Annotated in this window: 23 protein-coding genes and 1 tRNA gene; 22 read left to right on the top strand and 2 right to left on the bottom strand. The window is 61.9% G+C overall.

Annotated features, from left to right (window positions below; all coding sequences use genetic code 11):
* Positions 1–221 precede the first annotated feature (221 nt).
* The 4 genes from cbiM to ACTQW0_RS03975 all read left to right on the top strand — a co-directional run bounded on the left by cbiM (position 222) and on the right by ACTQW0_RS03975 (position 3,864).
* Positions 222–1,307 carry a cobalt transporter CbiM gene (gene cbiM / locus ACTQW0_RS03990; RefSeq protein ID WP_441567031.1) on the top strand — a complete coding sequence of 362 codons (1,086 nt, stop codon included), beginning with the start codon at positions 222–224 and terminating at the stop codon, positions 1,305–1,307.
* Entirely contained in the window at positions 1,285–2,121 is an 837-nt protein-coding gene (locus ACTQW0_RS03985) for an energy-coupling factor transporter transmembrane component T family protein (protein WP_441031711.1), read from the top strand. Before cbiM ends, ACTQW0_RS03985 begins: the two co-directional genes overlap by 23 nt.
* Before the next feature lie 44 nt (positions 2,122–2,165).
* Positions 2,166–2,936, top strand: a complete 771-nt coding sequence (locus ACTQW0_RS03980) for an energy-coupling factor ABC transporter ATP-binding protein (protein WP_441031709.1) — start codon at positions 2,166–2,168, stop codon at positions 2,934–2,936.
* 79 nt (positions 2,937–3,015) lie between these two features.
* Entirely contained in the window at positions 3,016–3,864 is an 849-nt protein-coding gene (locus tag ACTQW0_RS03975) for a hypothetical protein (protein ID WP_441031707.1), read from the top strand.
* A gap of 202 nt (positions 3,865–4,066) precedes the next feature.
* Here the strand turns inward: ACTQW0_RS03975 and pyk are convergent, their stop codons facing one another.
* Positions 4,067–5,527, bottom strand: a complete 1,461-nt coding sequence (gene pyk / locus ACTQW0_RS03970; protein ID WP_427719104.1) for a pyruvate kinase — start codon at positions 5,525–5,527, stop codon at positions 4,067–4,069.
* A 442-nt stretch (positions 5,528–5,969) separates the two neighbouring features.
* On the opposite strand from pyk, the gene ACTQW0_RS03965 reads away from it, so the two are divergent.
* On the top strand, positions 5,970–8,651 hold the full coding sequence (locus ACTQW0_RS03965) for a cation-translocating P-type ATPase (RefSeq protein ID WP_441031705.1): 2,682 nt from the start codon (positions 5,970–5,972) through the stop codon (positions 8,649–8,651).
* A gap of 471 nt (positions 8,652–9,122) precedes the next feature.
* Complete coding sequence (rsgA, locus tag ACTQW0_RS03960) at positions 9,123–10,076, top strand: ribosome small subunit-dependent GTPase A (RefSeq protein WP_427728468.1); 954 nt, start codon at positions 9,123–9,125, stop codon at positions 10,074–10,076.
* Between the two features lie 67 nt (positions 10,077–10,143).
* Here the strand turns inward: rsgA and ACTQW0_RS03955 are convergent, their stop codons facing one another.
* On the bottom strand, positions 10,144–10,347 hold the full coding sequence (locus ACTQW0_RS03955; protein WP_195838599.1) for a hypothetical protein: 204 nt from the start codon (positions 10,345–10,347) through the stop codon (positions 10,144–10,146).
* Between ACTQW0_RS03955 and cpaB the strand changes: the two genes are divergently transcribed.
* The 16 genes from cpaB to metG all read left to right on the top strand — a co-directional run bounded on the left by cpaB (position 10,334) and on the right by metG (position 24,373).
* A complete protein-coding gene (gene cpaB / locus ACTQW0_RS03950) occupies positions 10,334–10,993 on the top strand; it encodes a Flp pilus assembly protein CpaB (protein ID WP_370450646.1) in 660 nt (219 codons plus the stop codon). The two genes, ACTQW0_RS03955 and cpaB, sit on opposite strands and share 14 nt — an antisense overlap.
* The gene (locus tag ACTQW0_RS03945; RefSeq protein WP_441031702.1) at positions 10,993–12,630 is read left to right on the top strand and encodes an AAA family ATPase; all 1,638 of its coding nucleotides are present in this window, start codon (positions 10,993–10,995) and stop codon (positions 12,628–12,630) included. The genes cpaB and ACTQW0_RS03945 overlap by 1 nt, the downstream gene beginning before the upstream one ends.
* The gene (locus ACTQW0_RS03940) at positions 12,627–13,955 is read left to right on the top strand and encodes a CpaF family protein (RefSeq protein ID WP_441031700.1); all 1,329 of its coding nucleotides are present in this window, start codon (positions 12,627–12,629) and stop codon (positions 13,953–13,955) included. Before ACTQW0_RS03945 ends, ACTQW0_RS03940 begins: the two co-directional genes overlap by 4 nt.
* The gene (locus tag ACTQW0_RS03935) at positions 13,928–14,854 is read left to right on the top strand and encodes a type II secretion system F family protein (protein ID WP_441031698.1); all 927 of its coding nucleotides are present in this window, start codon (positions 13,928–13,930) and stop codon (positions 14,852–14,854) included. The genes ACTQW0_RS03940 and ACTQW0_RS03935 overlap by 28 nt, the downstream gene beginning before the upstream one ends.
* The gene (locus ACTQW0_RS03930; protein ID WP_441031696.1) at positions 14,851–15,492 is read left to right on the top strand and encodes a type II secretion system F family protein; all 642 of its coding nucleotides are present in this window, start codon (positions 14,851–14,853) and stop codon (positions 15,490–15,492) included. Before ACTQW0_RS03935 ends, ACTQW0_RS03930 begins: the two co-directional genes overlap by 4 nt.
* A gap of 10 nt (positions 15,493–15,502) precedes the next feature.
* Positions 15,503–15,736, top strand: a complete 234-nt coding sequence (locus ACTQW0_RS03925) for a hypothetical protein (protein WP_427719148.1) — start codon at positions 15,503–15,505, stop codon at positions 15,734–15,736.
* Between the two features lie 293 nt (positions 15,737–16,029).
* Positions 16,030–16,260, top strand: coding sequence for a hypothetical protein (locus tag ACTQW0_RS03920; RefSeq protein ID WP_154517646.1), 231 nt, complete (start codon positions 16,030–16,032; stop codon positions 16,258–16,260).
* Between the two features lies 1 nt (position 16,261).
* Positions 16,262–16,480: a hypothetical protein gene (locus tag ACTQW0_RS03915; protein WP_154517649.1), complete on the top strand. Its 219-nt coding sequence runs from the start codon at positions 16,262–16,264 to the stop codon at positions 16,478–16,480.
* The gene (locus ACTQW0_RS03910; protein ID WP_441031694.1) at positions 16,416–16,952 is read left to right on the top strand and encodes a TadE/TadG family type IV pilus assembly protein; all 537 of its coding nucleotides are present in this window, start codon (positions 16,416–16,418) and stop codon (positions 16,950–16,952) included. Before ACTQW0_RS03915 ends, ACTQW0_RS03910 begins: the two co-directional genes overlap by 65 nt.
* Positions 16,953–17,028: 76 nt before the next feature.
* Complete coding sequence (locus ACTQW0_RS03905) at positions 17,029–19,089, top strand: hypothetical protein (RefSeq protein WP_441038663.1); 2,061 nt, start codon at positions 17,029–17,031, stop codon at positions 19,087–19,089.
* Entirely contained in the window at positions 19,089–19,565 is a 477-nt protein-coding gene (locus ACTQW0_RS03900; RefSeq protein ID WP_427793906.1) for a hypothetical protein, read from the top strand. Before ACTQW0_RS03905 ends, ACTQW0_RS03900 begins: the two co-directional genes overlap by 1 nt.
* Entirely contained in the window at positions 19,562–19,921 is a 360-nt protein-coding gene (locus tag ACTQW0_RS03895) for a DUF192 domain-containing protein (protein WP_427719076.1), read from the top strand. The genes ACTQW0_RS03900 and ACTQW0_RS03895 overlap by 4 nt, the downstream gene beginning before the upstream one ends.
* Positions 19,922–20,079: 158 nt before the next feature.
* A tRNA-Phe gene (locus ACTQW0_RS03890) sits at positions 20,080–20,152 on the top strand.
* 603 nt (positions 20,153–20,755) lie between these two features.
* Complete coding sequence (locus ACTQW0_RS03885; RefSeq protein WP_427719073.1) at positions 20,756–21,817, top strand: glycoside hydrolase family 5 protein; 1,062 nt, start codon at positions 20,756–20,758, stop codon at positions 21,815–21,817.
* A 6-nt stretch (positions 21,818–21,823) separates the two neighbouring features.
* Entirely contained in the window at positions 21,824–22,702 is an 879-nt protein-coding gene (gene rsmI, locus ACTQW0_RS03880) for a 16S rRNA (cytidine(1402)-2'-O)-methyltransferase (RefSeq protein WP_441031689.1), read from the top strand.
* 69 nt (positions 22,703–22,771) lie between these two features.
* Positions 22,772–24,373 carry a methionine--tRNA ligase gene (gene metG, locus ACTQW0_RS03875; RefSeq protein ID WP_441031687.1) on the top strand — a complete coding sequence of 534 codons (1,602 nt, stop codon included), beginning with the start codon at positions 22,772–22,774 and terminating at the stop codon, positions 24,371–24,373.
* The last annotated feature ends 1 nt before the right edge of the window (position 24,374 follow it).

The following is a 24,374-nucleotide window of genomic DNA, read 5'->3' as shown; positions in this document are numbered from 1 at the left end:
GGTGGCTGCTGCCGAGCCTTACGTGACTGCTATCCTCGGTATAAGGCACTGCTGAGCCTGCATATATGACACGCGCATTGCATAACGGCGTGCTGCTTTGTCGGCAGTGCGCCGTTTTGCTATGATAGCCCGTGGCGTGTTACGAATCTGACAATACGTAACACTGGCAAGGTGATTTAAGCGGCGTTGTAATTCTGTGCGCCGATAACCGGGAGGCGTACATGCACATTCCAGATAATTATCTGTCCCCGCAGACCGATGTCGTCATGGCAGTGGCGATGGTGCCCGTTTGGGTTCACTGCATCAAAAAGGTGCGCGCCACGCTCGACCGCGAGCACATGGCGTTCCTGGGCATCTGCGCCGCATTCTCTTTCTTGCTCATGATGTTCAACGTGCCGCTGCCCGGCGGTACCACGGGTCACGCCGTCGGCGGCGCGCTCATCGCGCTGCTGCTGGGCCCGGAGGCCGCGGCCATCGCGGTTTCGGTCGCGCTGGCGCTGCAGGCGCTGCTGTTTGGCGACGGCGGCATCCTGTCCTTTGGCGCCAACTGCTTTAACATGGCCTTCGTGCTGCCGTTTGCCGCCGCTATCGTGTTCCGTGCGCTCAACAGCCGTTTGCACGACAAGAGCTGGGGCACCTCGGTTTCGGCCGTCGTAAGCGGTTGGGTCGGCCTGTGCCTGGCGGCCCTGTGCACGGCGATCGAGTTTGGTATTCAGCCGATGTTCTTTACCAACGCTTCGGGCGCTCCGCTGTACTGCCCCTTCCCGCTCTCTATTGCCATTCCGGCCATGATGATCCCGCATATGCTGGTTGCCGGCGTGGTCGAGGGCGTGGCAACGGCCGCCATCTACGGTTTCATTAAGAAGACGGCGCCGAGCGTTATCGTCGGGCCCGAGGCCGCCGATGGCCAGCTTGCTGCCGAGGGCGCTGCTGCCAAGAAGACCTCGCTGGTCCCCACGCTCATCCTGGTCGCTGTGCTTGTCGTGGCCACGCCGCTCGGCTTGCTGGCCACCGGTGACGCCTGGGGCGAGTGGGACGCTGAGGGCGCCGCGACCGCCGTTCAGGAGGCTGGTGACGACAGTCTGCAGACTTCGGTCGGTCTCGATACCCCGACCTTTGCCGATGCCCTGCCCACGGGCGATTATCTGCAGGCCTATTCCGAAGAGCAGGGCCTTGGCTTTGCCGGCCAGGCTGCCATGTATATCCTCTCGGGCGTGATTGGCGTGGCGGTGCTCACCATCGCCTTTCGCCTGATTTCGCTGACGGTTAAGGAAAGCGGAGCCCATGGCGACGGTCGAGCTGCCTAGCTGGCTTGCGGTCGAGCAGCGATACGAGCCTGCGGGGGCTCGGCATCGTGTGATGCAAAAGAATGTCCTGCACCTGGCGAGCCTACTTGAGCGGGTTCGCCTAGGCGGCGGCGCGCATAAGGGCGGGTCGATTATCGACCGCGCCCTTTCTTCCGTTTCGGCGCCAGTGCGTTTGGTGGGGATGTTCGTCTGCGTCCTGTGCGTATGCCTGACGCAGAGCCCGCTGTACTTGATGTTGATGACAGCGATCGCGTTGGTGCTCGTTGCGGTGCGCCCCGTACGCGGGCTGCGCGCGACCTTTGTGCCGGCGTTGGCTGCCGCGGGGTTTGCCGTGGTTTTGGCGCTGCCGGCCCTGCTGCTGGGTGCTTCTGCAACGGGCGCCATGCTCAAGATTGCGCTCAAGACCTTTGTTAATGTGTCACTGGTGCTGGGCGTTTCGTGGACGCTTACCTGGAGTCGCATGTCGGCGGCGCTTAAGATGCTGCACCTGCCCGACGAGGTTATCTTTACGTTTGATATGGCGCTCAAACACATCGAGGTGCTGGGTCGCACGGCGCACGACCTGTGCGAATCGGTCATGCTTCGCAGTGTGGGCCGCGCGCCTGCAGGATTTTCGCGTACCGATTCGATCGCGGGTATCATGGGCATGACCTTTATCAAGGCGATGGAATGCAGCCGTGCGATGGACGAGGCTATGCTTTGCCGCGGTTTTGCCGGCGCATATCCGGCGCCTACACGGAACGGCTTTGGCTGGCGCGACGCGGTCTATGCGGCCGTTGTGATGCTGCTCGCCGTGTTGTGCGCGGTGCTGTAGCGCGGGCGGTCAAGCCGTCGATGTGAACAGGGAAGGGCGACGTTTTGGCAAACGATACAAATGGTGCGATGGGTGCGAGCGGTGCTGCCGGCGCCAAGGCCACGCCGCTCATCGAGTTTCGCGACGTGGTGTTTTCCTATGCGGGCCATACGGTGGTCGATGGCCTGTCGCTGCAGGTTAATCGCGGTGAGCTGGTTGCGCTGCTTGGACCCAACGGCTGCGGCAAGACGACGATCATGCGGCTTATCAACGGCCTTGAGCTTGCTGATGCGGGTACGTACCTGTTTGATGGACATGTGGTCGATGCGGCATGTCTCAAGGATTCCGCGACGGCCCAGCGGTTCCATCAGCGCGTGGGCTTCGTGTTCCAAAACGCCGATGCACAGCTCTTTTGCGCCACGGTCGGCGAGGAGGTCGCGTTTGGCCCGGCTCAAATGGGGCTTTCGGCGGACGAGCTCGGGCGCCGCGTCCGTGATGCCATGGAGCTGTTTCAGGTTGCCGATCTGGTCGATGCCTCGCCCTATCAGCTTTCGGGCGGGCAAAAGAAGCGTGTGGCGCTGGCTGCCGTCGTGTCGATGAACCCCGATATTCTGGTGCTCGACGAGCCTACCAACGGACTTGACGAGGAATCTTGCGACATCGTGGTCAACTTTCTACTGGCTTATGTTGCTGCCGGTAAGACGGTCTTGATGAGCACGCATCATCAGGATTTAGTACGACGTCTTGGGGCCCGTGCGATTTATATCGATCGATATCACCACGTGGTCGAGGCTCCCGTGCCGTCATATGGAACCGAAAACGGTGCAGCAGAATAGTTGCTGCATATTGGGGTTGCGGCCGCGCGCGTGACTTGCTGCGAATGGTATAGTTATCCGGGTTTTTACGGGGGTGGCTATGCCAAGTTGGAATATTCATATCGCTCAGACGGAACGACTTCTGGCGCGTGCCGGCGCGCTTGCCGATAACGTGCGTGACCGCAATGCCTTTTTGTTTGGCAGCGTGGTTCCGGACATTTTTGTGGGCTACATGGTTCCCGGTATTGCCGACCCCATCCCGTATCGCATCACGCACTTTGCCAAGCCCGAGCCCATTCCTAAGCCACGCGAGCATGAGTTTTGGGACACCTATGTGGCGCCGTTGCTTAAAGGTGCGCCGACGGGTGCGCCGGCTGCAGCGACCTCGATTGTCGAAGAGCGTGAAAGGCTCAATCGGGTGCACTATCCGCAGCGCTACAAAGACGCTAAGCCGGTTGACGGCCCCGGCGCCGCCGAGTTTTCGCTCGCGCCCGATGATGTGGCGCAGTCGCTGCTCGATTTGACGCTGGGCGTTTGGTCGCATCTGGTGGCCGATACCGTGTGGAACACGCGCGTGAACCAATATCTCGAGGCGCGCGGCGGCAAGCCGTGCGAGGAATTCCGCATTAAGAAGCAGGGAGACTTTGACTGGTTTGGCAAGACGCTCGGCATCGTTTCTATCCCGCGTGCGACCGATCGCCTCTATACCGCGGCGGCCCAGTTTGGTCAGTATTCGATTCCACAAGAGTATGTGCTCAAGACCATTGGCGTTATGCACGAGATTGTGCGCGAAAACCCCGGTGATCCGGATCATCCGCCGTACCGTCTGCTGACCGAAGAGTTCTTTGACGCAACGTTTACCGAGGTCGTCGAGCTAACCGAGGCGGGTTTTGCCGCCCGTGTTGACGCTTCTGACGTCCCCGCAGTCCCTCTGATCGCTAGCTGCTAGCCGGCCGGCTTGACGCCGAACAGTTCATCCCAATTGACCAACAGCTTCCGTCGCAGGGCATCGTCGGTGGTGCGCTCGGCATCGGAAAGGTTCGCGACCGAACACAAATCGATGAAGCGGCATATAAAGTAGGTCTTAAAAAGGGCACGGAAGGCTTCGCCTTCCGTGCCCTTTGCAATGCAAATGTGCTTGCAAGTGCGATTTAGCGCACCTGAGCGACGTAAGCGACGTTGGTCGAGGAGACCTTGTCCTCAAGCTGGACGCTCATGCGGGGATCGCCGGCGGTAGCGACGGTCAAATCGCCGGCCTCGACGTAGCCGAGCTCCTTAGCGGTCTCAATCGCCTTGACGATCGTGCCGTTGACGGTGCCCTGGGTAATCTCGGCCTTGTGCGGGATAACGCCCCAGTACATGATCATCTGCTGGACGGCCCACTCGTGGCGGGAGAACGCGCAGATCGGCATGTTGGGACGGAAGTGCGAGATCAGGCGAGCGGTACGGCCGGTGGTCGTCGGCACGGTGATGCACTTGGCGCCAACGGTGGTGGCCATGTTCACAGCGGACATACCCACAACGTTGTTGACGACGCGGGTGCCGTGAGCATCGGTCGGAACCTCGAGCGGAGCGTGAGCCGGGAGGTACTTCTCGGTCTCGAGAGCGATGCTGGCCTGCATCTTGACGGCCTCGACCGGGTACTTACCGGCAGCGGACTCGCCGGACAGCATGACGGCGTCGGTACCGTCGTAAATGGCGTTAGCAACGTCGGCAACCTCGGCGCGCGTCGGGCGCGGGTTCTGCTGCATGGAGTCGAGCATCTGCGTAGCGGTGATAACGGGCTTGTAGGCCGCGTTGCACTTGGCGATGATCTCCTTCTGGATGTGCGGAACGAGCTCGGGCTTGATCTCGATGCCCAGGTCGCCACGGGCGACCATGATGCCGTCGGAAGCCTCGAGGATCTCGTCGAAGTTCTCGACGCCCAGGGCGCACTCGATCTTCGGGAAGATCGTCACGTGCTCGCCGCCGTTCTCGCGGCAAAGCTCGCGGATGCCGCGGACAGACTCGCCATCGCGGATGAAGGAAGCGGCGATGTAGTCGATGTTCTCGGTCAGGCCAAAGAGGATGTCCTGACGATCGCGCTCGGTGATGGCGGGCAGCGAGATGTTGACGTTGGGCATGTTGACGCCCTTGCGCTCGCCGATCAGGCCGTCGTTCTTGACGACGCAGGTCATGTCCTGGCCGTCGACGGACTCGACCTCGAGAGCAACCAGGCCGTCATCGATCAGGATGAGGGAGCCCTTCTCGACCTCGGAGGGCAGAGCCAGGTAGTCAAGGGAGATGTGCTCAGCGGTGCCGTGGAAATCCTCGGACGTGGGCTGAGCGGTGACGACGATCTTGTCGCCGGTCTTGACGGCAACCTTCTTGCCGTCGACCAGAAGGCCGGTGCGGACCTCGGGGCCCTTGGTGTCGAGCAGGATGCCGACGGGCATACCGAGCTCCTTGGAAATACGACGGACGCGTTCGATGCGACCGTGGTGCTCGTCGTAGGAGCCGTGCGAGAAGTTAAAACGGGCGACGTTCATGCCCGCCTTGATCATCTCGCGGATGGTCTCGTCGCTATCGCAGGCGGGACCCATGGTGCATACAATCTTAGTGCGCTTGTACATTCAGACCTCCATCTGACATCGTCTTGCGCTGATAGATAAACCATAAGAAATAAAACTGAGTTGATTATAACGAAATGCCGACCGAATACCCCAAAAAATCGACCGTATGTCGAATTAGAAGTTCATTTTTTACGGGAAAAACGGTATATGAAAAAACTTTACCAACCGCTCTAACCGCTGCTATCTGGGCGATATTTTAGTTTGGCGACGCGCCAAAGAAAAAACGTTTTACCAGTATTGAGCATCACACGGTCCGCATCGTTGCATATGGACCATATTTCCAAATGGATTGTTTTGGCTAGACGCGTCGCTTTGGGGTACCATAGCTCCACTATCAACTGCCGCTCAGCACGGCAGCCTTGATGAGCCCTTGCCCTTCTCCTGGGAATTATGATCGGGCATCAATCTGCTGAGTGGCCCGAATCCCAGGAGGGGACTCTATATGCAAAAGGAATACCTGTCCGCCGCGGCGGAGGTGCTCAGCGACCAAGGTGTCGATGAGAACCTCGGCCTGAGCAACGACGAGGCGTCGTCGCGCCTCGCCAAGACAGGCCCTAACAAGCTTGAGGAAGCCGAGAAGACGCCGCTGTGGAAGCGTTTCTTTGAGCAGATGGCCGACCCCATGGTCATCATGTTGATCGTTGCCGCCGTTATCAGCGCGCTCACGGGCATGGTTAAGGGCGAGGCGGACTTTGCCGATGTCGCCATCATCATGTTCGTCGTTATCGTCAACTCGGTGCTGGGCGTGGTCCAGGAAGCCAAGAGCGAGGAGGCCCTCGAGGCCCTTCAGGAGATGAGCGCGGCGCAGTCCAAGGTTCTACGCGACGGCAAACTCGTGCACCTGCCGAGCGCCGAGCTCGTACCCGGCGACGTGATCATGCTCGAGGCGGGTGACTCCGTCCCGGCCGACTGCCGCGTGATCGAGAGCGCCACGATGAAGATCGAAGAGGCCGCGCTCACCGGCGAGTCCGTGCCGGTCGAGAAGCACGCCAACGTGATCGAGCTTGCCGCGGGCACCGATGACGTGCCGCTCGGCGACCGCAAGAACATGTGCTACATGGGCTCCACCGTTGTGTACGGCCGTGGCCGCGCCGTCGTGGTCGGCACCGGCATGGATACCGAGATGGGCAAGATCGCCGGTGCCCTGGCCGAGGCCAAGGAAGAGCTCACGCCGCTGCAGGTGAAGCTCGCCGAGCTCAGCCGTATCCTCACCATTATGGTGATCGTCATCTGCGTCGTGATCTTTGGCGTCGACATCGTCCGCCACGGCGTGGGCAACGTCCTTACCGACCCGACTGCCCTGCTCGACACCTTTATGGTCGCCGTCTCGCTCGCCGTCGCCGCCATCCCCGAGGGCCTGGTCGCCGTCGTGACCATCGTGCTGTCGCTTGGCGTGACCAAGATGGCCAAGCGCCAGGCAATTATCCGCAAGCTCTCTGCCGTCGAGACTCTCGGCTGCACGCAGACCATCTGCTCCGACAAGACCGGTACCCTTACCCAAAACAAGATGACCGTCGTCAAGCACGAGCTCGCTGCGCCTAAGGAGAAGTTCCTGGCAGGTATGGCGCTGTGCTCCGATGCCCAGTGGGACGAGGAACTGGGCGAGGCCGTGGGCGAGCCGACCGAGTGCGCGCTCGTCAACGATGCCGGAAAGGCGGGCCTCACTGGTCTGACTGCCGAGCACCCGCGCGTGGGCGAGGCCCCGTTTGACTCGGGCCGCAAGATGATGTCCGTGGTCGTTGAGACCCTGGACGGCGAGTACGAGCAATACACCAAGGGCGCGCCCGACGTGGTGATCGGCCTGTGCACCCACATCTACGAGGGCGATAAGGTCGTCCCCCTGACCGAGGAGCGTCGTGCCGAGCTCGTGGCCGCCAACAAGGCCATGGCCGACGAGGCCCTGCGCGTGCTGGCGCTGGCAAGCCGCACCTACACCGAGGTCCCGAGCGACTGCAGCCCCGCCGCGCTCGAGCACGACCTGGTCTTCTGCGGCCTGTCCGGCATGATTGATCCGGTCCGCCCCGAGGTCGCCGACGCCATCCGCGAGGCCCACGATGCCGGTATCCGCACCGTCATGATCACGGGCGACCACATCGACACCGCCGTGGCCATCGCCAAGCAGCTGGGCATCGTCACCGATCGCAGCCATGCCATCACCGGTGCCGACCTCGATCGCATGAGCGACGAGGAACTCGACGCGCACATCGAGGACTACGGCGTGTACGCCCGCGTCCAGCCCGAGCACAAGACCCGTATCGTCGAGGCTTGGAAGTCGCGCGACCAGATCGTGGCCATGACGGGCGACGGCGTCAACGACGCCCCGTCCATCAAGCGTGCCGACATCGGCGTTGGCATGGGCATCACCGGTACCGACGTTACCAAGAACGTTGCCGACATGGTGCTTGCCGACGACAACTTCGCCACCATCATCGGTGCCTGCGAAGAGGGTCGCCGCATCTACGACAACATCCGCAAGGTCATCCAGTTCCTGCTTTCGGCCAACCTTGCCGAGGTGTTCTCGGTGTTTATCGCCACGCTCATCGGCTTTACCATCTTCCAGCCGGTGCAGCTGCTGTGGGTGAACTTGGTCACCGACTGCTTCCCCGCGCTCGCGCTGGGCATGGAGGATGCCGAGGGCGACATCATGAAGCGCAAGCCGCGCAACGCCAAGGACGGTGTCTTTGCCGGCAATATGGGCCTGGACTGCGTGGTCCAGGGCTTGATCATTGCCGCGCTGGTGCTGGCGAGCTTCTTTGTGGGCGTGTACTTTGACATGGGCTACATCCACATCTCCGATATGATCGCCGGCGTCGCCGACGAGGAAGGCGTGATGATGGCCTTCATCACGCTCAACATGGTCGAGATCTTCCACTGCTTTAACATGCGTAGCCGCCGCACGTCGCTGTTTAAGATGAAGAAGCAGAACAAGTGGCTGTGGGCCTCTGCCGCGCTGGCGCTGGTGCTGACGGTGATCGTAACCGTGCAGCCGACGCTTGCCGAGATGTTCTTTGGCCCCGTGACGCTTGAGCTCAAGGGCGTTATCGCCGCGCTGGGCCTTGCCTTCCTGATCATTCCGCTGATGGAGATCTACAAGGCGATCATGCGCGCAGTCGAGAAGGAGTAACGTACCTGTCCGGGTCCGCCCCACGCCCTTTCTCCCTCACTGGTCCTCGCGCTTCGCGCTGCGGGATCGTTCGGGAGAAAGGGCTTCCGGGGCGGGCCCTGCGGTATCCTTGCTGGCTTTTCTCCCGCGCGGATGATAAAGGGCTGAGGGAAAGTGTGTGAGCTGGTCGGGCTTTGCCCGGCCAGCTCTTTTTGATTAAAATACCTGCTCAGTTGTGATTTGTGGTGCTGGGAGGCGCTTGTGGGCAAGGCTAGGGCTAAGGCGAAGAAAAAGACGACGGGGGCGCGGGCCAAGCGTGATCGTCGTCGGAAGCTTGCGACCGAAGCCCCCGCGTCTGCTGAGGAGCTGCTGGCGAGCGTGCCGGGACTCGATGCGCTGCAGGATGTTCCGGCGTTTGGCGATCTGCCGGTCGCCGCGGCTCAGCAGGCAGCATTTGACGATTTTTGCGCCCAAGCCGAGGAGCCCGAGCAGATGCAACTGGGCGCCGTGGTGCGCTTAGATCGCGGGTTTCCGCTGGTGGCGACGGCCGACGATACCTTTCGTGCCGAGCATGCCGTGGGGTTTGCCAAGTCGCGCGGCGAGGACGAGGTACTGCTGCCGGCTGTGGGCGACCGTGTGGCGGTGCGTCGTGCACCCGGGCACGACATGGGCGTAATCGAATGCGTCCTGCCGCGACGCACGAGTTTTGAGCGTTGGCGTGGCCGCGCCCGCGGCGAGCGTCAGGTGCTTTGTTCCAACGTGGATAGCGTGCTGATCGTGCAGGCACTTGGCGCCGGCGAAGTGCTGCTCGACCGCGTGGCGCGCTCGCTGGTGTTGGCGCTCGACTGCGATGCCGAGCCGGTGGTGGTGCTTACCAAGGCCGACCGCTGTGAGGCCGCGGAACTCGAGCGCGATCTGGATCGCGTGCGCCGTCTGGTGGGCCCGGACGTGCGCGTGATCGTGACGTCCTCTGCCGAAGGCCGTGGTTTGGACGAGGTGCGCGCCTGTGTGCCGGCGGGAACGTGCGCCATGATCCTGGGTGAGTCGGGGGCCGGAAAGTCGACGCTGCTCAATGCGCTGCTGGGCCACGATGCGCTGGCTACCGGTGGCGTGCGCGAGCGCGACGACCAAGGCCGCCATACCACGGTCGCGCGCGTGATGGTGGCGCTGCCGGGCGACGCCGGCGTCATTGCCGACGCTCCGGGCCTGCGCAGTTTGCCACTCGTTGGTCACGAGCGGGGCCTAGCGCGTGCCTTCCCCGAGATCGTCGAGGCGTCGCGTGCGTGTCGGTTTGGCGACTGCACGCATACCCACGAACCGGGCTGCGCCGTTCGCGAGGCCGCCGATGCCGGGCAGATCGATGGCCTGCGCCTGGAAACGTTCCAAAACTTGGCGTCATCCATGCGTGTGAGTGCCCAAATGCTCGATCCCGATATCCATCTGTAATTGAATTTATCTATGACAGCCGTCTTCCAACTGTGCGGGAGGCGGCTTTTTTACTGGCGATGCGCCCTTAAATGAGCGTTTTGCCGACGCGCTGACCAAAACCTTGCCGCGGGCTTGACGGGTTGGTCAGCTCTTGGCTGGTAATTGGTTTGACACTTAAAACCAAGATGGTGATCGCGCTGTTTTGTTGCTTGGCCGCTCGGACAATAGTGGTACGGGCATCCCATCCGCCCAGTGCTGTCTTGAGAGGAGCTGCCGTGAACAAGAGCAAGCGCATCGCCATCAGTCTGGCAGCGGGCGTGCTCGCCGCGGCACTCTGCATGGTTTACGGGTCATCGGTTCGTTCGCGGGCTGAGCAGGCCCAGGCCAAAACCTTGGCCAAATACGGCGGCGATCGCGTCGAAGTTTGCGTTGCCGCACGTGATATCGATGTGGGTGAGACCCTCGACGAGACCAATGTCGTAACCCAAGAGTGGCTCGCGAGCCTGCTTCCGCGTGATGCGGCGACCGAGCTGCGCCAGGTGCGTGGCGACGTGACGACCTCGCGTATTCCCAAAAATGCCGTGGTCTGCGATGTCTACACCAAAGCCGAGAGCCATACGCTCGAGGTGCCCAAGGGCAAGGTTGCCGTTTCGGTGGCGGTCGATGCCGAGCATTCGGTGGGCGGAGCCGCAGGCGTGGGCAGCTACGTGGATGTGTACGTGCAAAAAGACGGCGTGACCGACCGGCTGTGCGGCGCGTATGTGATCGATACCAGCGACGAGGCCGGTGCCACGCGCGAAGGCAAGGTCGAGTGGGTGACGCTGGCGGCCGACCCCAAAGACGTCAAGGAATTGCTGGGAGCCTCGGGCAAGGGAACGGTCAGCTTGACGATTCCCGCCACGGCACGCGGCAAAAAGAGCGGAGGCGACGAGTGATGAAAGCGATCTGGCTTGCGTGCTGCGCGTGTGGCGATTACGGACTGCTGCAGCAGGAAGTCGAGGGCCGCGATGCGGGCGCGCAGGTGCTTCGCGTGGGCGACCTAGACGGGTTGGTGTCTATGGCTCGGGCGTTTCCTTCGCGCCGTGGCGCTGCCATTATCGCGGCATCCCTGTTTGATACTAAAGATGTGCGAGAGACCGTTGCGCGCCTGACTGCCGAAGGACGCGTGAGCCGCGTCGTCGTGTTGATAGAGGCGCTCGATCCGTCGGATATCGAGGGGCTGTTTCGCGCGGGGGCGACCGAGGTCATCGCTGCGCACAGCATATGCGGCAGCGGACATGTGGGCGAGGGAGCGGTTGATTCCGATTGGGGCGTGTCGCCTGAGCCCGATGTTTTTGTTGATAGGGAACCCGGGGCGCCTCGCGCTACAAGAGGCCCGCGTGTTGATGACTATGGGAAAGCGGAAGCCGAGCATGTTCGGCGCCCCCCGGGCCCCCTTGCATGTGATGACGCCGGAGCGTCGGCGCCGTATGGCGAAGACCTCCTGGCCGTAGATATGGGATACGTGCACGGCGTGAGCCTGGCCGATGGACTCGATGAGGTCGAGGGCCTTGTCGCGGGTGATGGTCCGCACGTCGACGTGACAGCGGAATCCCCAGTTCCGCCCCTACAGTTTGAGCAGCCTGCCGTGCCGGCGTGGACGCAGCACTTGGGTGCGGCTGGCGAGACGGGGACGTTGCCGCCCACGTCGTCAGCCCCTGCGCCGCTGGCAGACACTGCGTCGACGTCGCATCGAGCTCCGGTCATCTGCGCCGTCTCGGGATCGGGCGGCTGTGGCAAATCGACGATTGTCGCCACGATGGCGCATGCCGCTTCGTTGCTGGGTCTGCGAGCTGCCGTACTCGATTTGGACCTAATGTTTGGAAATCTCTACGACCTGCTGGGCGCCGATGCCCCGCATGACATGGCGACACTTATCGAGCCGTCGGTCGCGGGCGCCCTTGCGGAGCCAGACGTGGTCGCTGCATCGATGCGCGTTGCCCCAGGCGTTACGCTTTGGGGGCCTGTCGCAGCGCCCGAGCGCGCCGAGCTCATGGCACGTCCGGTAGAGCTGCTGCTCGACATCTTGCGTCGTGAGTCCGACGTGGTCCTTATCGATACCTCGGTCTTTTGGGGCGATGCGGTGGCGGCTGCGGTGGCGGCGTGCGACCGTTGCCTCGTCGTGGGTGATGCGGCAGTTTCTTCCGCGACGTCTGCAGCGCGCGTCATTGAGCTGGCGAGCCGTGTGGGCGTGCCGCGCACGCGCATGAGCGCCGTATTCAACCGATTTGGCGCGCGTGGGGCCGACGAGGATGTCGCCATTCGTTTTGAGATCGCGTGCTCGCTCAGTTCCAAAATTCGAATTGCCGATGGCGGGCAGGATTTGGCTGCACTCATGGCGTTTGGTCGTGCCGACGAGGCCGTGGGCCAGGCCAGCGCCTTCGCGACCAGTGTGCGCGAAGCCACGCGCGAGATGCTCGTGGAGCTGGGCTGCGCCGTTGGGCCTTGGAGCGACACGGTCATCGACCGCGCGACGCGTGCCGAACGCCCGCGCATTCGCCTTCCCTGGTCGCGTGAGGGTGATCAGCGATGAGCCTGCAAACGAGAATCAAAGCAGCCGGTGCGGCAGCGGCGACGGCACCTATCGATGTGGGACGGCGCCGTGCGGTCAAGCGCCGCACCAAGCGGGCCGTGATGGACCGCGTGGGCTACGACGAGGTGGCACGCATCAGTGCCTACGTCGATCCGGTTCTTGCCCGCTCGGAATTGCGTCCTGCGGTGGAGGCGGCACTCAACGTGGAAGAACCGACCGACCTGGCGACGCCCGAGCGTGAGACCATCATCAACGAGATCTTGGATGACGTGGTGGGCTTGGGCCCGCTGCAGCCGCTCATCGAGGACGACACCGTCACCGAGATTATGATCAACGGTTGCCGCTCGGCTTTCTTTGAGCGCGACGGGGTCTTATACCCCATCGAGCATGCGTTTGAGGATGACGAGCAGATCCGCGTGCTCATCGACCGCATCATCTCACCGCTGGGCAGGCGTATCGACGAGCGCAGTCCCATCGTCAACGCCCGCCTCAAGACAGGTTATCGCGTCAACGCGGTGATTCCGCCCGTGGCGATCGATGGGCCGATCCTCACTATCCGCAAGTTCTCGGATCGCATCTGTTCGTTGGATGAGCTTGTGGGCCTGGGGTCGCTGCCGCTTTGGTATGCGCAACTGCTTTCGTGTGCGGTGTCGCTGCGCCAAGATTTGGCGGTTGCGGGCGGTACGGGGTCGGGCAAGACTACGCTGCTCAACGCGCTATCGTGCGAGATATCTACCGGCGAGCGCATCGTGACGATCGAGGATTCCGCCGAGCTCAAGTTCGCGCATCACCCGCATGTGGTTCGCCTGGAGGCGCGCGAGGCTTCAATTGAGGGCGAGGGCGCGGTGACAATCCGCGACCTGGTGACCAACGCCCTGCGTATGCGTCCCGACCGTATTGTGGTGGGTGAGGTACGCGGTGCGGAATGTTGCGACATGCTGCAGGCCATGAACACCGGGCACGATGGGTCGCTCACCACGCTTCATGCGGGCACCGAGCAAGAGACCGTGGTGCGTTTGACGCTGCTTGCGCGCTATGGCATCGATCTGCCGAGCGAGCTCATCGAGGAACAAATCGCTATGGCGCTCGACGGCATCGTGATGTCCGAGCGCCATGCGGACGGCCGGCGTTTTGTGTCCTCCTATTCGGGGGTGCGACGCGGCGCGTCGGGTGGCGTGGAACTCGAGCGCTACGTGACCTTCGATGCCGCCGAGCGCACCTGGACCCTCAACCGCGAGCCGCCGTTTATCGCAGAGGGCTTGCGCTCGGGAACGCTTACGCAGGAGGAGGTGGACGAATGGAGGTCGTTGTGCCCCTCGTCGTAGGGGGCCTTGCCGGGTTTTCGGTCGCGACGGTATGCGGAGTGGAGCCTCATGTGCCGAGGGTGCCGCCGGCGGAGCTGGTGCGCCATATGTTTGAATCGGTGGCCGAGAAGCTGCCACGCGAGCTGGTGAAAAATGATCTGCTAAAAAAGATCGCCCGCTCCTGGGTATCGTTGGTTCCCGTGCGCCGCATCGGTCTTGTCGTTGAGGATGATGCTTCACGCTTGGCGTTCCTGTTGCTATCGAGTGGCGTCTGCTGCCTTGCACTTGCCGTGGTGTCGCTATCGCCCATCGGCTTTGTTTTGGGGGCGGTTGCGCCCTTTGCCGCGGGCGCCGCACGCGACATCTTTGACCACCGACGCGAGCAGCGCGATGTGGAGGAAGCCATGCCCGAGGCCTTTACGGCACTTTCCATGTCGCTTGCCTCGGGACATTCGCTGGCCCAGGGCATGCGGTTTGTGGGCGCTCACGTGCAAGAGCCGGTGCATACCGAGTTTCTGCGGGTAGCGGCGGCGATCGACTGCGGCATTTCGGCTGCCGATGCGCTCGACGACCTGCTTGTCCGCATCGACGCCCCCGGGCTTTCGCTTGTCGCGTTGGCGCTCAAGGTGTCGCAGCGGACCGGTGCCCCGCTTGCCGATCTGCTGTCCGAGGCGTCGAGCATGGTGGGGGAGCGTATCGAGCTCAAGCGCCGCCTGGATGTCAAAACGTCGCAGGCGCGCATGTCGGCGCATATGGTCGCGGCGATGCCGGCGGGTATGTGCGCGGTGCTGGCCCTGCTTTCGGCAGATTTTCGCTACGGTCTCGCAACGCCGGTAGGCGCCGGCGCCGTGGTTCTGGGGCTTGCCCTTAACGGCGTCGCCCTGGTGGTTATCCGGCGCATTATGCGGGTGGAGCTGTGAGCGCCCTGGTTGCCGCCGCGGCTTGCCTGTGCGCCTTCGGCGTATTTGTCGCGACGGGCCTGGAGCGCTCGGATGTGCGCAAGACCATGGAGATTTTCAGGGGCGAGGCGGTGCTGGTCGTTGCTGCGGCCCATTCGATGATCGATGCCGCTATTGCGCGGGTGAGGGGCGCATTTGGCGTGGACAACTCAGCGCAGGTTTCGCTCGGTGAGGTATCCGAGATGATTGATGTGGTGCGTCTGGGGCTTTCCGCCGGCCTTTCGTTCGATGCGGCGCTCGAGATCTTTTGCGCCAATCGTCGATCGGCGCTGACTGTTCGGCTTGAACGGGCATGCATGGCGTGGCAGGTGGGCGTGGGAGCGCGCGAGGACGAGTTGTTGGCGGCCGCGCAGGACCTGGACGTGCGGGCGCTCGAGACCTTTGCCATTACGGTGGGTCAAGCGCTCGCCCTGGGTGCCCCGCTTGCCGAGACCCTTGCTGCCCAAAGTCGCGAGATCCGCGCCGCCCATCGTGCCGCGGTCGAGCGCGAGATTGAACGAGCGCCCGTCAAGCTGCTGATTCCCACCGGCACGCTCATCTTGCCGGCACTGCTGTTATCCATATTGGGCCCGCTGCTGGGAGCAGGCGGGATGATGTAGGGAGGAATACATGAACAAAATGGCTGACGTTATGGGTAGGGTTTGGAGTCGGACGCTTTACCGTGCAATGCGTTCCTGTCAACGTGCCAAGGCGCTGGTGCAGGAGGAAAGCGCGCAGGGTACCACCGAGTACGCCATCTTGGTCGGCGTGCTCGTGGTAATCGCGATCATTGCCATCGTTGCATTTAAGGGCAACGTCGAAAAGCTATGGAACGCGATCAAAGACGGCATCAACAGCCTGTAGAAGGCGGGCATTCTGTTGGCGTGCTGCTGGTGCTCGCTTGCCTGATTGTGGCGATTGCGGCGACGCTCTGGGGGCTGAATGCCGTGCGACAGCAGCGTTCTGGGGCCGTCGCGGATGGGAGCTCGGGCGCGGTGGCGCCTCCCGATGACAAAGCGCGGGACACGGCCGACAGGGATGCCGCCGTCACGGCACAAACTTTTCTGCGCGCCCTCGACGAACGGGCGGATGCTGCGGCGGGTCCATCTGCGGACAACGCAGTCGCAGCCCGGCTGACATGGGCCGAGGAGCGACCGATGACCGAGGCTGCCGCGGACCTGTTGCGTGTTTATCGCGAGGTGCCCACAGCCCAGCTCGCTCTAAGCGGTTACCTCGACATCAAGGGCAACGTATGGGGCGCCATCGTGCGCGATGGGCGCGGCTGGGTCGACATGGTGACGGTTGCCGCGGATGCCGGCGACGCCTCGTGCCGCTTACGCGCGGTGCGCTTGGTTCCGCAAGCATCGGGGTCAAAGGAGGGATCGTGAAATGCTTGACGTTTTGCGCGAGGAGTCTGCCCAATCGACCGTTGAGTACGCCATCGTCACCATGGCGCTGCTTTCCATCGTGCTGGCGATTGCGGGGCTTTGGCGCGCCGGCACCGACGGACGCTTGGCGGCGTTGGCTGCACGGGCGGCGTCCCATGGCGTCGCCTCGACATCGGTTATCGACGCCGCCGCAGGCGCCAAAGACATCGCACTCTATTGATATCGCGCGCGAGGATTGGGCGCAGTCCACGGTCGAGGCCGCCTTTTTGCTGCCGACGTTTTTGACGCTCATCCTGCTTGCGCTGCAGCCGGTGTGCCTGCTCTATACGCGTGCGGTCATGGAGTCTGCCGCCGCCGAGACGGCGCGGCTCATGACCACGACGACGGCGGAGGACGACGACCTCAAGGAGTTTGCCCGCCGCCGTCTCGCCGCGGTGCCCGATGTCTCGATCTTTCACGCCGGCGGACCGCTGTCGTGGGATATCGAGCTTGGCCGGGCGGACGCAGGGGGCGTTTCGTCTGTATCTATCGCGGGTGATGTAAAGCCGCTGCCCGTGATCGGCGCGTTCGCGCAGGCCATGGGCAATGTGGGGGGAGGAGGAAATGTTGAGTTGAAAGTCGACGTTTCGTACCGATCGCGTCCCGGATGGCTGGAGGGAGACTATGATTCGTGGATTGCCGCGTGGGATTAGGCGTCGCCTGCTGCGAATGATGCGAGGGCTCGTGTGCCGTTGCCGGTCGAATGCCCGCCGCAAGCGGGGCGGCTTCATGGGCCGCTCCGGTATCGACTTGTTTATCGAGGACGGTGCCTACACTACGCTTTCTTCGGCGGTCGTCATACTTGTGGTGCTTACGCTGCTGTTTTCGTCGACGGCGGCGATATGGAGTATGTCGCGTGCCGGGGATACCCAGGTGGCGGCCGATAGCGGTGCTCTGGCGGGTGCCAACGTGATATCGTCCTACCATACAGCGGCCACGGTGGTGGATGCGAGCATTTTGAGCTTGGGCCTGGCGGGGTTTGCCACAATCGGCACCGGCTTGGTTGCCATGCTGGTGCCGGGTGGGAAAATAGCCGCAAGCGATATGGTCGATACCGGGATTGAGATTATTAAAACGCGCAATAAGTTTGCCAAAAGTGCGTCGGAGGGTTTGCAAAAAGTCGAAACGGCTCTGCCATATCTGGTTGCCGCGCGAGCTACGCAGGCTGTTTCGGCGCAGGATACCGATAACGTGATCTATACCGGCACAGCGCTCGCCGTGCCCAGGACATCGGAGTCGGACTTTGTTGCGCTCGAGGGGTCAGAAATCTCGACCGATGCCATCGAGAGCACCTCAAAAGACCTTGACTATGCTGCCAAGGAACTGAAGAAAGCGTCCGAGAAAACGTCAAAGGCCAAGGAACGCGCCTGGCTTGCCGACTGCGGCGGATCGGACAGAGGCGCAGTCGGAAGCTGTTCGTGCATGTGGGAACGCGCTAGGAGCTTGGCGAAGCTTTCGGATATTGAGAATCCGCACTATGCCTCGAGTGTCACATGGGAGCCGCAAGTGGCGCTCGATCGCGCGAAGGCCTATTACCGCTCGCGCCTTGCAAACGAGGCACCTCAGGGCTCAAGCGTCGAGACGAAGGCGGAGTCGGCGGCGCGCAAGGCGTTTTACACCTATGCGAGTACAGAGGTCAATCGTGCATATGTAACCGAGGACGGAGATGAAGTCACTTCCCATATCCCGCTGTTGCCGCGCAACTCTGAAGAGGTGCGAGCGACGGAACTCTATACCGATGCGGCGTGGCCAATTAGTACCATCGATGACAAGACGTATCTGCATTACGGAACGAGTTGCCCCAACTATAAGAAGGGGTCGCCAGGCGGGTTAGCCTCGGTTGCCGATTATGACGGGCAGGACAGATGCAACAGATGCCATTTTGGCGTTTCGTCGCTCGGTGCCGTTGCAGCGCCTTCGACTTCTATCGAAAACGGCTTCGAATACCACTTTGACAAGTTCAAAGATGCCCTGGAAGACTACGTCGACTGCCGCAACAAAGAACTCGAACTTGAGCGTCAGACCGAGGATGAGGCCGACCGTGCGGGCAATGCGTTTGACCAGGCCATCAAGGCGCTTTCGGGCGAGCGGCCGCGTATCGCCCCGCCCGGCCGAAACGGCGTGGTCTCCTTTGCGGTCTCGGGCGATATGACCAGTCCCGGTAAGCTCAACTCTTCATTCAATAAGCCGGTTACGCTCGGCAGTCGCGGTGCAATCTCTGCCGCGGTCTTGGCTCCCGACAACGCGACGGCGCAAAACAACGTGCTCTCGCGGTTTTTCTCGACACTGGAAGAGCGCTCGGGCGGCGTTGCCGGCGTACTCGATGGCGTCATGGATGTTTGGGGACGCCTGCTTGTGGGATACGGAGACATCCAAGGTTCGGCCGACGAACTTATGGACGAGATGATTAAAGACCTAGGAGGGGGCAGCGGCGCGTTGGGCTCCATTGCATCGTGGCTCGGCGATACCGTTTCGGCGTCCGTGGCGGCGCTGGGTTTGGAACCGTGCGACTTGCGCCTGCGAAAGCCGGTGCTGACCGATTCCGCTAACGTCATTAAGAGTCCGGGGTCTGACATTGCCGGTCTCTCTCAAGCGCAAGACAAACTGCGAAGTATTCCGTTGGGCGTGACGGATCCCAAGGCGCTCTGCGAGGCGTTGGAATATCAAGTCGAACGCACCATTAGCGGTACGGTGTTCACACTTGCGGAGATTCCGTTGCCCGGCGGTGGTTCCATCCCGCTTACCGTCGATGTCGCTACGCTGGCGGGCGCCTTGGGCGGTGGATCGTAATGGGCGTTGGTGCAGTCTTGTACGAGGAGCGCGCCCAGGCGACGGTCGAGATGGCCGTGGTCGCTCCCGTTTTGCTGGCGCTTGCGCTCATTGTGTACAACGTCATGGTCTTTGCCGGCGCCGTTGCGCGCTTCGATCGCGTGGTGCCCGATATCGTGCTGGCGCACGCTGTGGCGCCGGAAGGGGAGGGCGATGAGAGCTCTGTCGATGCCTCGATGCGTGTCCAGTCCGAGATTCAGGCGGCTATGCAGGGCTATAATCTGCAGGTCGAGGTCTCGAGCGAGCAGAGCTCGGCGTCGTCTGATGGCGGCTTGCTCTCTCTGTCCGGGACGTTTAGGACCTATGCCTGCGTCATGTACTATGAGCCGTGGCCTAGATTGCTCAGCATTGCCGGCGTTTCTCTGGGGACGCCGGCGAAGCTGTCGCACGAGCGCGCGGTTACGGTCGATCCGTGGCGACCGGGGGTGGTCATGTGAGCGCCGTCTTGTCTTATATCGCCTACGCGCGTGCGCTCAATAGGCTCGGTTGGTCGCCGGCAGAGTTTATGGTGGCAGAATCGTTTGGCGCACGCTTGCGCGGCATGCTGGGCCGCGTGCCGATTACGGCTGACGGACTGCCGCTCGTCATGGCGTTTCCGTGCTGCTCTTCGGTTCACACCTGTTTTATGGCTTATCCCATCGACATTGCCTTTATTGATTGCAGCGGCAATATCCTTGCACGCTACGAAAATGTCCGCCCCTGGCGCATGTGTTCCTGTCCCGGTGCTTGGGCGGTGCTGGAACGCCCTTCAATCTTTGTATCGCCCACTGTCTTGCAACGAGTGCAGGCTTGAAGGCCCTGAGCGAAAAATTTCTTGCGGCCGGTTGATGTCTCTGACGTGCTGCTTTACAGAACCGAGGCGGTGTCCAAAAACTTTTTTCAAATTCTCGGTTGACCGGAGCGCGTCCTTGGTTATACTAATCAAGCCTTGAAACAAGGCACACCTCAAATGGCTGGGTAGCTCAGTTGGTAGAGCAGAGGACTGAAAATCCTCGTGTCAGGGGTTCGATTCCCTTCCCCGCCACCTTGAATTGACTAGGACCTCTGCAAAGGGGTCCTTTTCTTTTATGTAGCCCCCGCACGGAATCGAACCCCGAGAGGGCGCGGAGCTGAGGAAACGCGATAGCGTTTGCCAGCGTAGCTCGCAAGGCGCGCAAGCGCCGCAGCGGTCCGTCCGCGCAGCGCGCGGACGCGATTCCCTTCCCCGCCACCTTGAATTGACTAGGACCTCTGCAAAGAGGTCCTTTTCTTTTATGTGGACCCGCGGAAAACGCATCCCAGAATTTCAATCCTGAGCGGGATGCGCTTTCCGCTTTAGGGGCGCTTGGGAAAATGCGACCCGGAATGACGTGAAATTACGGGACATGCTTTCCGGTTGGGCCCGCTGGCGGAAAATGCATTCCATTATTGAGCAAAAAAACGGGATGCGCCTTCCGGCGCCTGCCTTCGGCGCGCGTGCACATCTTGGCGTACCATCTCGGGTGTGCCCGCCCAGACATTACTCCTACTTTTGCGCCACTTTGCAGACCGTTCGATCGGCTGTCCGTGTGCGCGGGTATACTCAAAACGATACTTTTCCTATGCAATACGATGCGGGTTCGCCCTGCACGATTCGAAGGGGGCCGTGATGGAGAGGATACTCGGCGTTAATCTCTCTGGCTGGTTTATTCCCGAGCCTTGGGTGACCCCGTCGCTGTACGCGGCGACAGGTGCGTCCAATGCGGCGGAACTGCAAGAAGCCATGGGCACTGCTGCCTATAACGAGCGCATGCGTCGCCATTATGAGACATTCGTAAGCGAAGATGATTTTCGCCGTATGGCGCAGATTGGTCTCAATGCCGTGCGTTTGCCGGTGCCCTGGTATGCCTTTGGCTCGCAGGAGTCCGATGCGTCCTACATTTCGGTTATCGACTACATTGACCGTGCAATTGAGTGGGCTGCCAAGTACGACATTCGCGTGCTGCTCGATCTAGCGACTGTGCCCGGTGGCCAGGGCGATTCCAACGATTCGCCCACCACGCCGGAGGCTGTTGCCGAGTGGCATTCGTCCACCAACGGTCGTCACGTTGCGCTCGACGTGCTGGAGCGTTTGGCCGATCGCTACGGCGAAGCCGAAAGCCTTCTGGGCATTGAGCTGCTGGATGCACCTCGAATGAGTGTCCGCAAGAGTCTCTTTACCATGACGGATGGCATTCCGGCCCACTACCTGCGCAATTTCTATCGCGATGCCTACGAGCTCGTCCGTTCGTATATGCCCGAGGATAAGATCGTCGTCTTTTCGTCCTCAGGACATCCCGGCGAGTGGAAGCATTTTATGCGCGGCGCCAAGTACAAGAACGTCTACATGGACCTTCACCTGTACCATTACCGCGACGAGCATGCGCTCGACATCACGAGCCCCCGCGGGCTGACGACGGCGATTTCGCGTAACAAGCGCGAGCTTAAAGAAGCGATTTCAACTGGGTTCCCCGTGCTGGTGGGCGAATGGTCGGGCGCGGCGATCTTTGCCAACTCGTCGGTTACGCCCGAGGGCCGCAATGCCTACGAGCGCGTGTTTATCGCCAACCAGCTGGCTTCGTTTGCGCCGGCTGCCGGTTGGTTCTTCCAAACGTGGAAGACCGAGAAACGCATCGCAGCATGGGACGCCCGCGCGGCGCTCGGTACGCTCGAGCGCGGCATGATTGAATAGGTTGATATGACGCAAAACAGCGCCCGTACGGGCAAACTCTATGTGGTCGGAACACCCATCGGCAACCTGGGCGACCTGTCTCCGCGCGTTGGCGAGGCGTTTGCCGCCGCCGATGCCATCTGCTGCGAAGACACGCGCGTGACCTCAAAGCTACTGATGCACCTGGGAATTTCCAAGCCGCTTGTCCGTTGCGACGAGAATGTGATCGCCAGCCGCGCCACCGGTCTGGTCGACCGCCTGCTGGCGGGTGAGACCCTTGCCTTTGCCTCGGATGCCGGCATGCCGAGCGTGTCCGATCCCGGCCAGGCGCTGGTCGAGGCGGCGCGCGAGGCCGATGTGCCCGTCGAAGTTATTCCCGGCCCCTCTGCTTGCGTCACGGCGCTCGTATCGTCCGGCATTCCCTGCGAGCATTTTTTCTTCGAGGGCTTTTTGGGCCGAAAGCACGGCGACCGCGTACGCCGTTTGCAGCGCCTTGCCGTGGTGCCCGGCGCGCTCATCTTCTACGAGTCTCCACATCGCATCGTGGCGACGCTCGAGGCCGTGGCAGAGGTCTTTCCCCAGCGTGAGGTTGCCGTCTGCCGCGAACTCACCAAGCTGCACGAGGAGGTCTTGCGCGGGACCGCCGCCCAGCTTGCCGAGGGGCTGCGTGCTCGCGGCGAAGTAAAGGGCGAGATTGCGCTGGTCATCGCGCCACCGAGTGAAGACGAGGAGACCGGCATCGTGCCGGTTGGCGCAGCGGCAGCGGATCCCGACGAGGCCCTGCGCGAGGATATCCGCGCCGCGCTCGAGGAGGGGGAGCCCGCCTCTGCGGTGGCCAAGCGTCTGTCTCAGAAGTATTCACGCCGCAAACGCGATGTCTATGCCATGGTGCTCAATATGCAATAGATGGAGGATATCCAGCCCTTGCGTTAGAATCATCCCCTGTATGCAACGTTTTTCTGGAGGACAAACCCCATGGATCAAAGCAAGCCTTCGTTCTTTATCACGACCCCCATCTACTACGTCAATGCCGATCCGCATCTGGGCACGGCTTATTCCACCATCATCGCCGACGTTCAGGCTCGCTATCGCCGCTCCGCTGGCTATAACGTCAAGTTCCTGACCGGCATGGACGAGCACGGCGAGAAGGTCGCCGAGGCCGCAGCCAAGCATGGCATGACGCCGCAGGAGTGGACCGACAGCCAGGCTCCGCACTTCAAGGAGCTTTGGAGCAAACTCGAGATCTCCAACGACGACTTCATCCGCACCACCGAGCCGCGCCAGCATCATGCGGTGCAGTATCTGTGGGAGCGCATGAAGGAGTCTGGCTACCTGTATAAGGGCAGCTACGACGGTTGGTACTGTGTGCCCGACGAGACTTACTTTACCGACACGCAGGTCCAGAAGGGTGACGAGGAGTACGGCAGCGTCGGCCAGCACCTGTGCCCCGACTGTCATCGTCCGCTCGAGCGCGTGCAGGAGGAGTCCTACTTCTTCAAGCTTTCCGCTTTCCAGGACAAGCTGCTCAAGCTCTATGACGAGCATCCCGATTTCGTCGAGCCTGCATTCCGCATGAACGAGGTGCGTAGCTTTGTCGAGGGCGGCCTCAACGACCTTTCCGTGAGCCGTACGAGCTTTGACTGGGGCATCCAGGTTCCATTCGATGAGGGCCATGTGACCTATGTGTGGTTCGACGCGCTGCTCAACTACATGACGGCTGTCGGCTACGGTGTCGACACCGACGAGGCCCGTGCCGAGCTGGCCTATCGCTGGCCTGCGCAGTTCCACATTGTGGGCAAGGACATCATTCGCTTTCACTGCGTCATTTGGCCCGCTATGCTCATGGCCATTGGCGAGGCTCTGCCCGAGCACGTCTTTGCCCACGGCTTCCTGACCGTGCGCAATGCCGAGACTGGCAAGGCCGAGAAGATGTCCAAGAGCCGTGGCAACGCCATTGCCCCGCTGGATGTTATCGACATGCTGGGCGTCGAGGGTTATCGCTACTACTTTATGACCGACGTGGTCCCCGGCACCGACGGCGCTATCAGCTTCGATCGCATGGAGCAGGTCTACAACGCCGATCTCGCTAACAGCTGGGGCAACCTCATCTCGCGTTCGCTCAACATGAGCGGTAAGTACTTTGATGGTTGCGCGCCCGCCAAGCCCGCATCGTTCGATGCGTTCGATAACCCGCTGGCAAAGATCGCCGATGGCCTGGCCGGGCGCTACATGGCCAAGATGGACGTGCTCGATTACGGTGGAGCCAAAGACGAGGTTATGGAGCTCATCCACGCCGCCAACCACTACATCGAGGACTCCGAGCCCTGGGCACTTGCCAAGGACGAGGCCAAGGCCGACGAGCTGGCGTTTGTGATCTACAACCTCCTCGAGGCCATCCGCATTGCCGCTCACCTGCTGATGCCGCTCATGCCCCAGACTTCTACCGAGGCCCTGCGCCGCCTGTCGTGCGAGGACGAGGCCGCGAGCGACGATCTCAAGGGCATTTGCGCTTGGGGTCTGCTTGCCGGTGGTCAGCCCGTCGAGAAGGGTGAGCCGCTGTTCCCGCGCCTGGGTTAAG

It is taken from the genome of Collinsella sp. LCP19S3_B7 (genome assembly GCF_052121795.1).
Lineage (GTDB): Bacteria > Actinomycetota > Coriobacteriia > Coriobacteriales > Coriobacteriaceae > Collinsella.
This window is presented reverse-complemented; position numbering and strand designations above follow the sequence as displayed.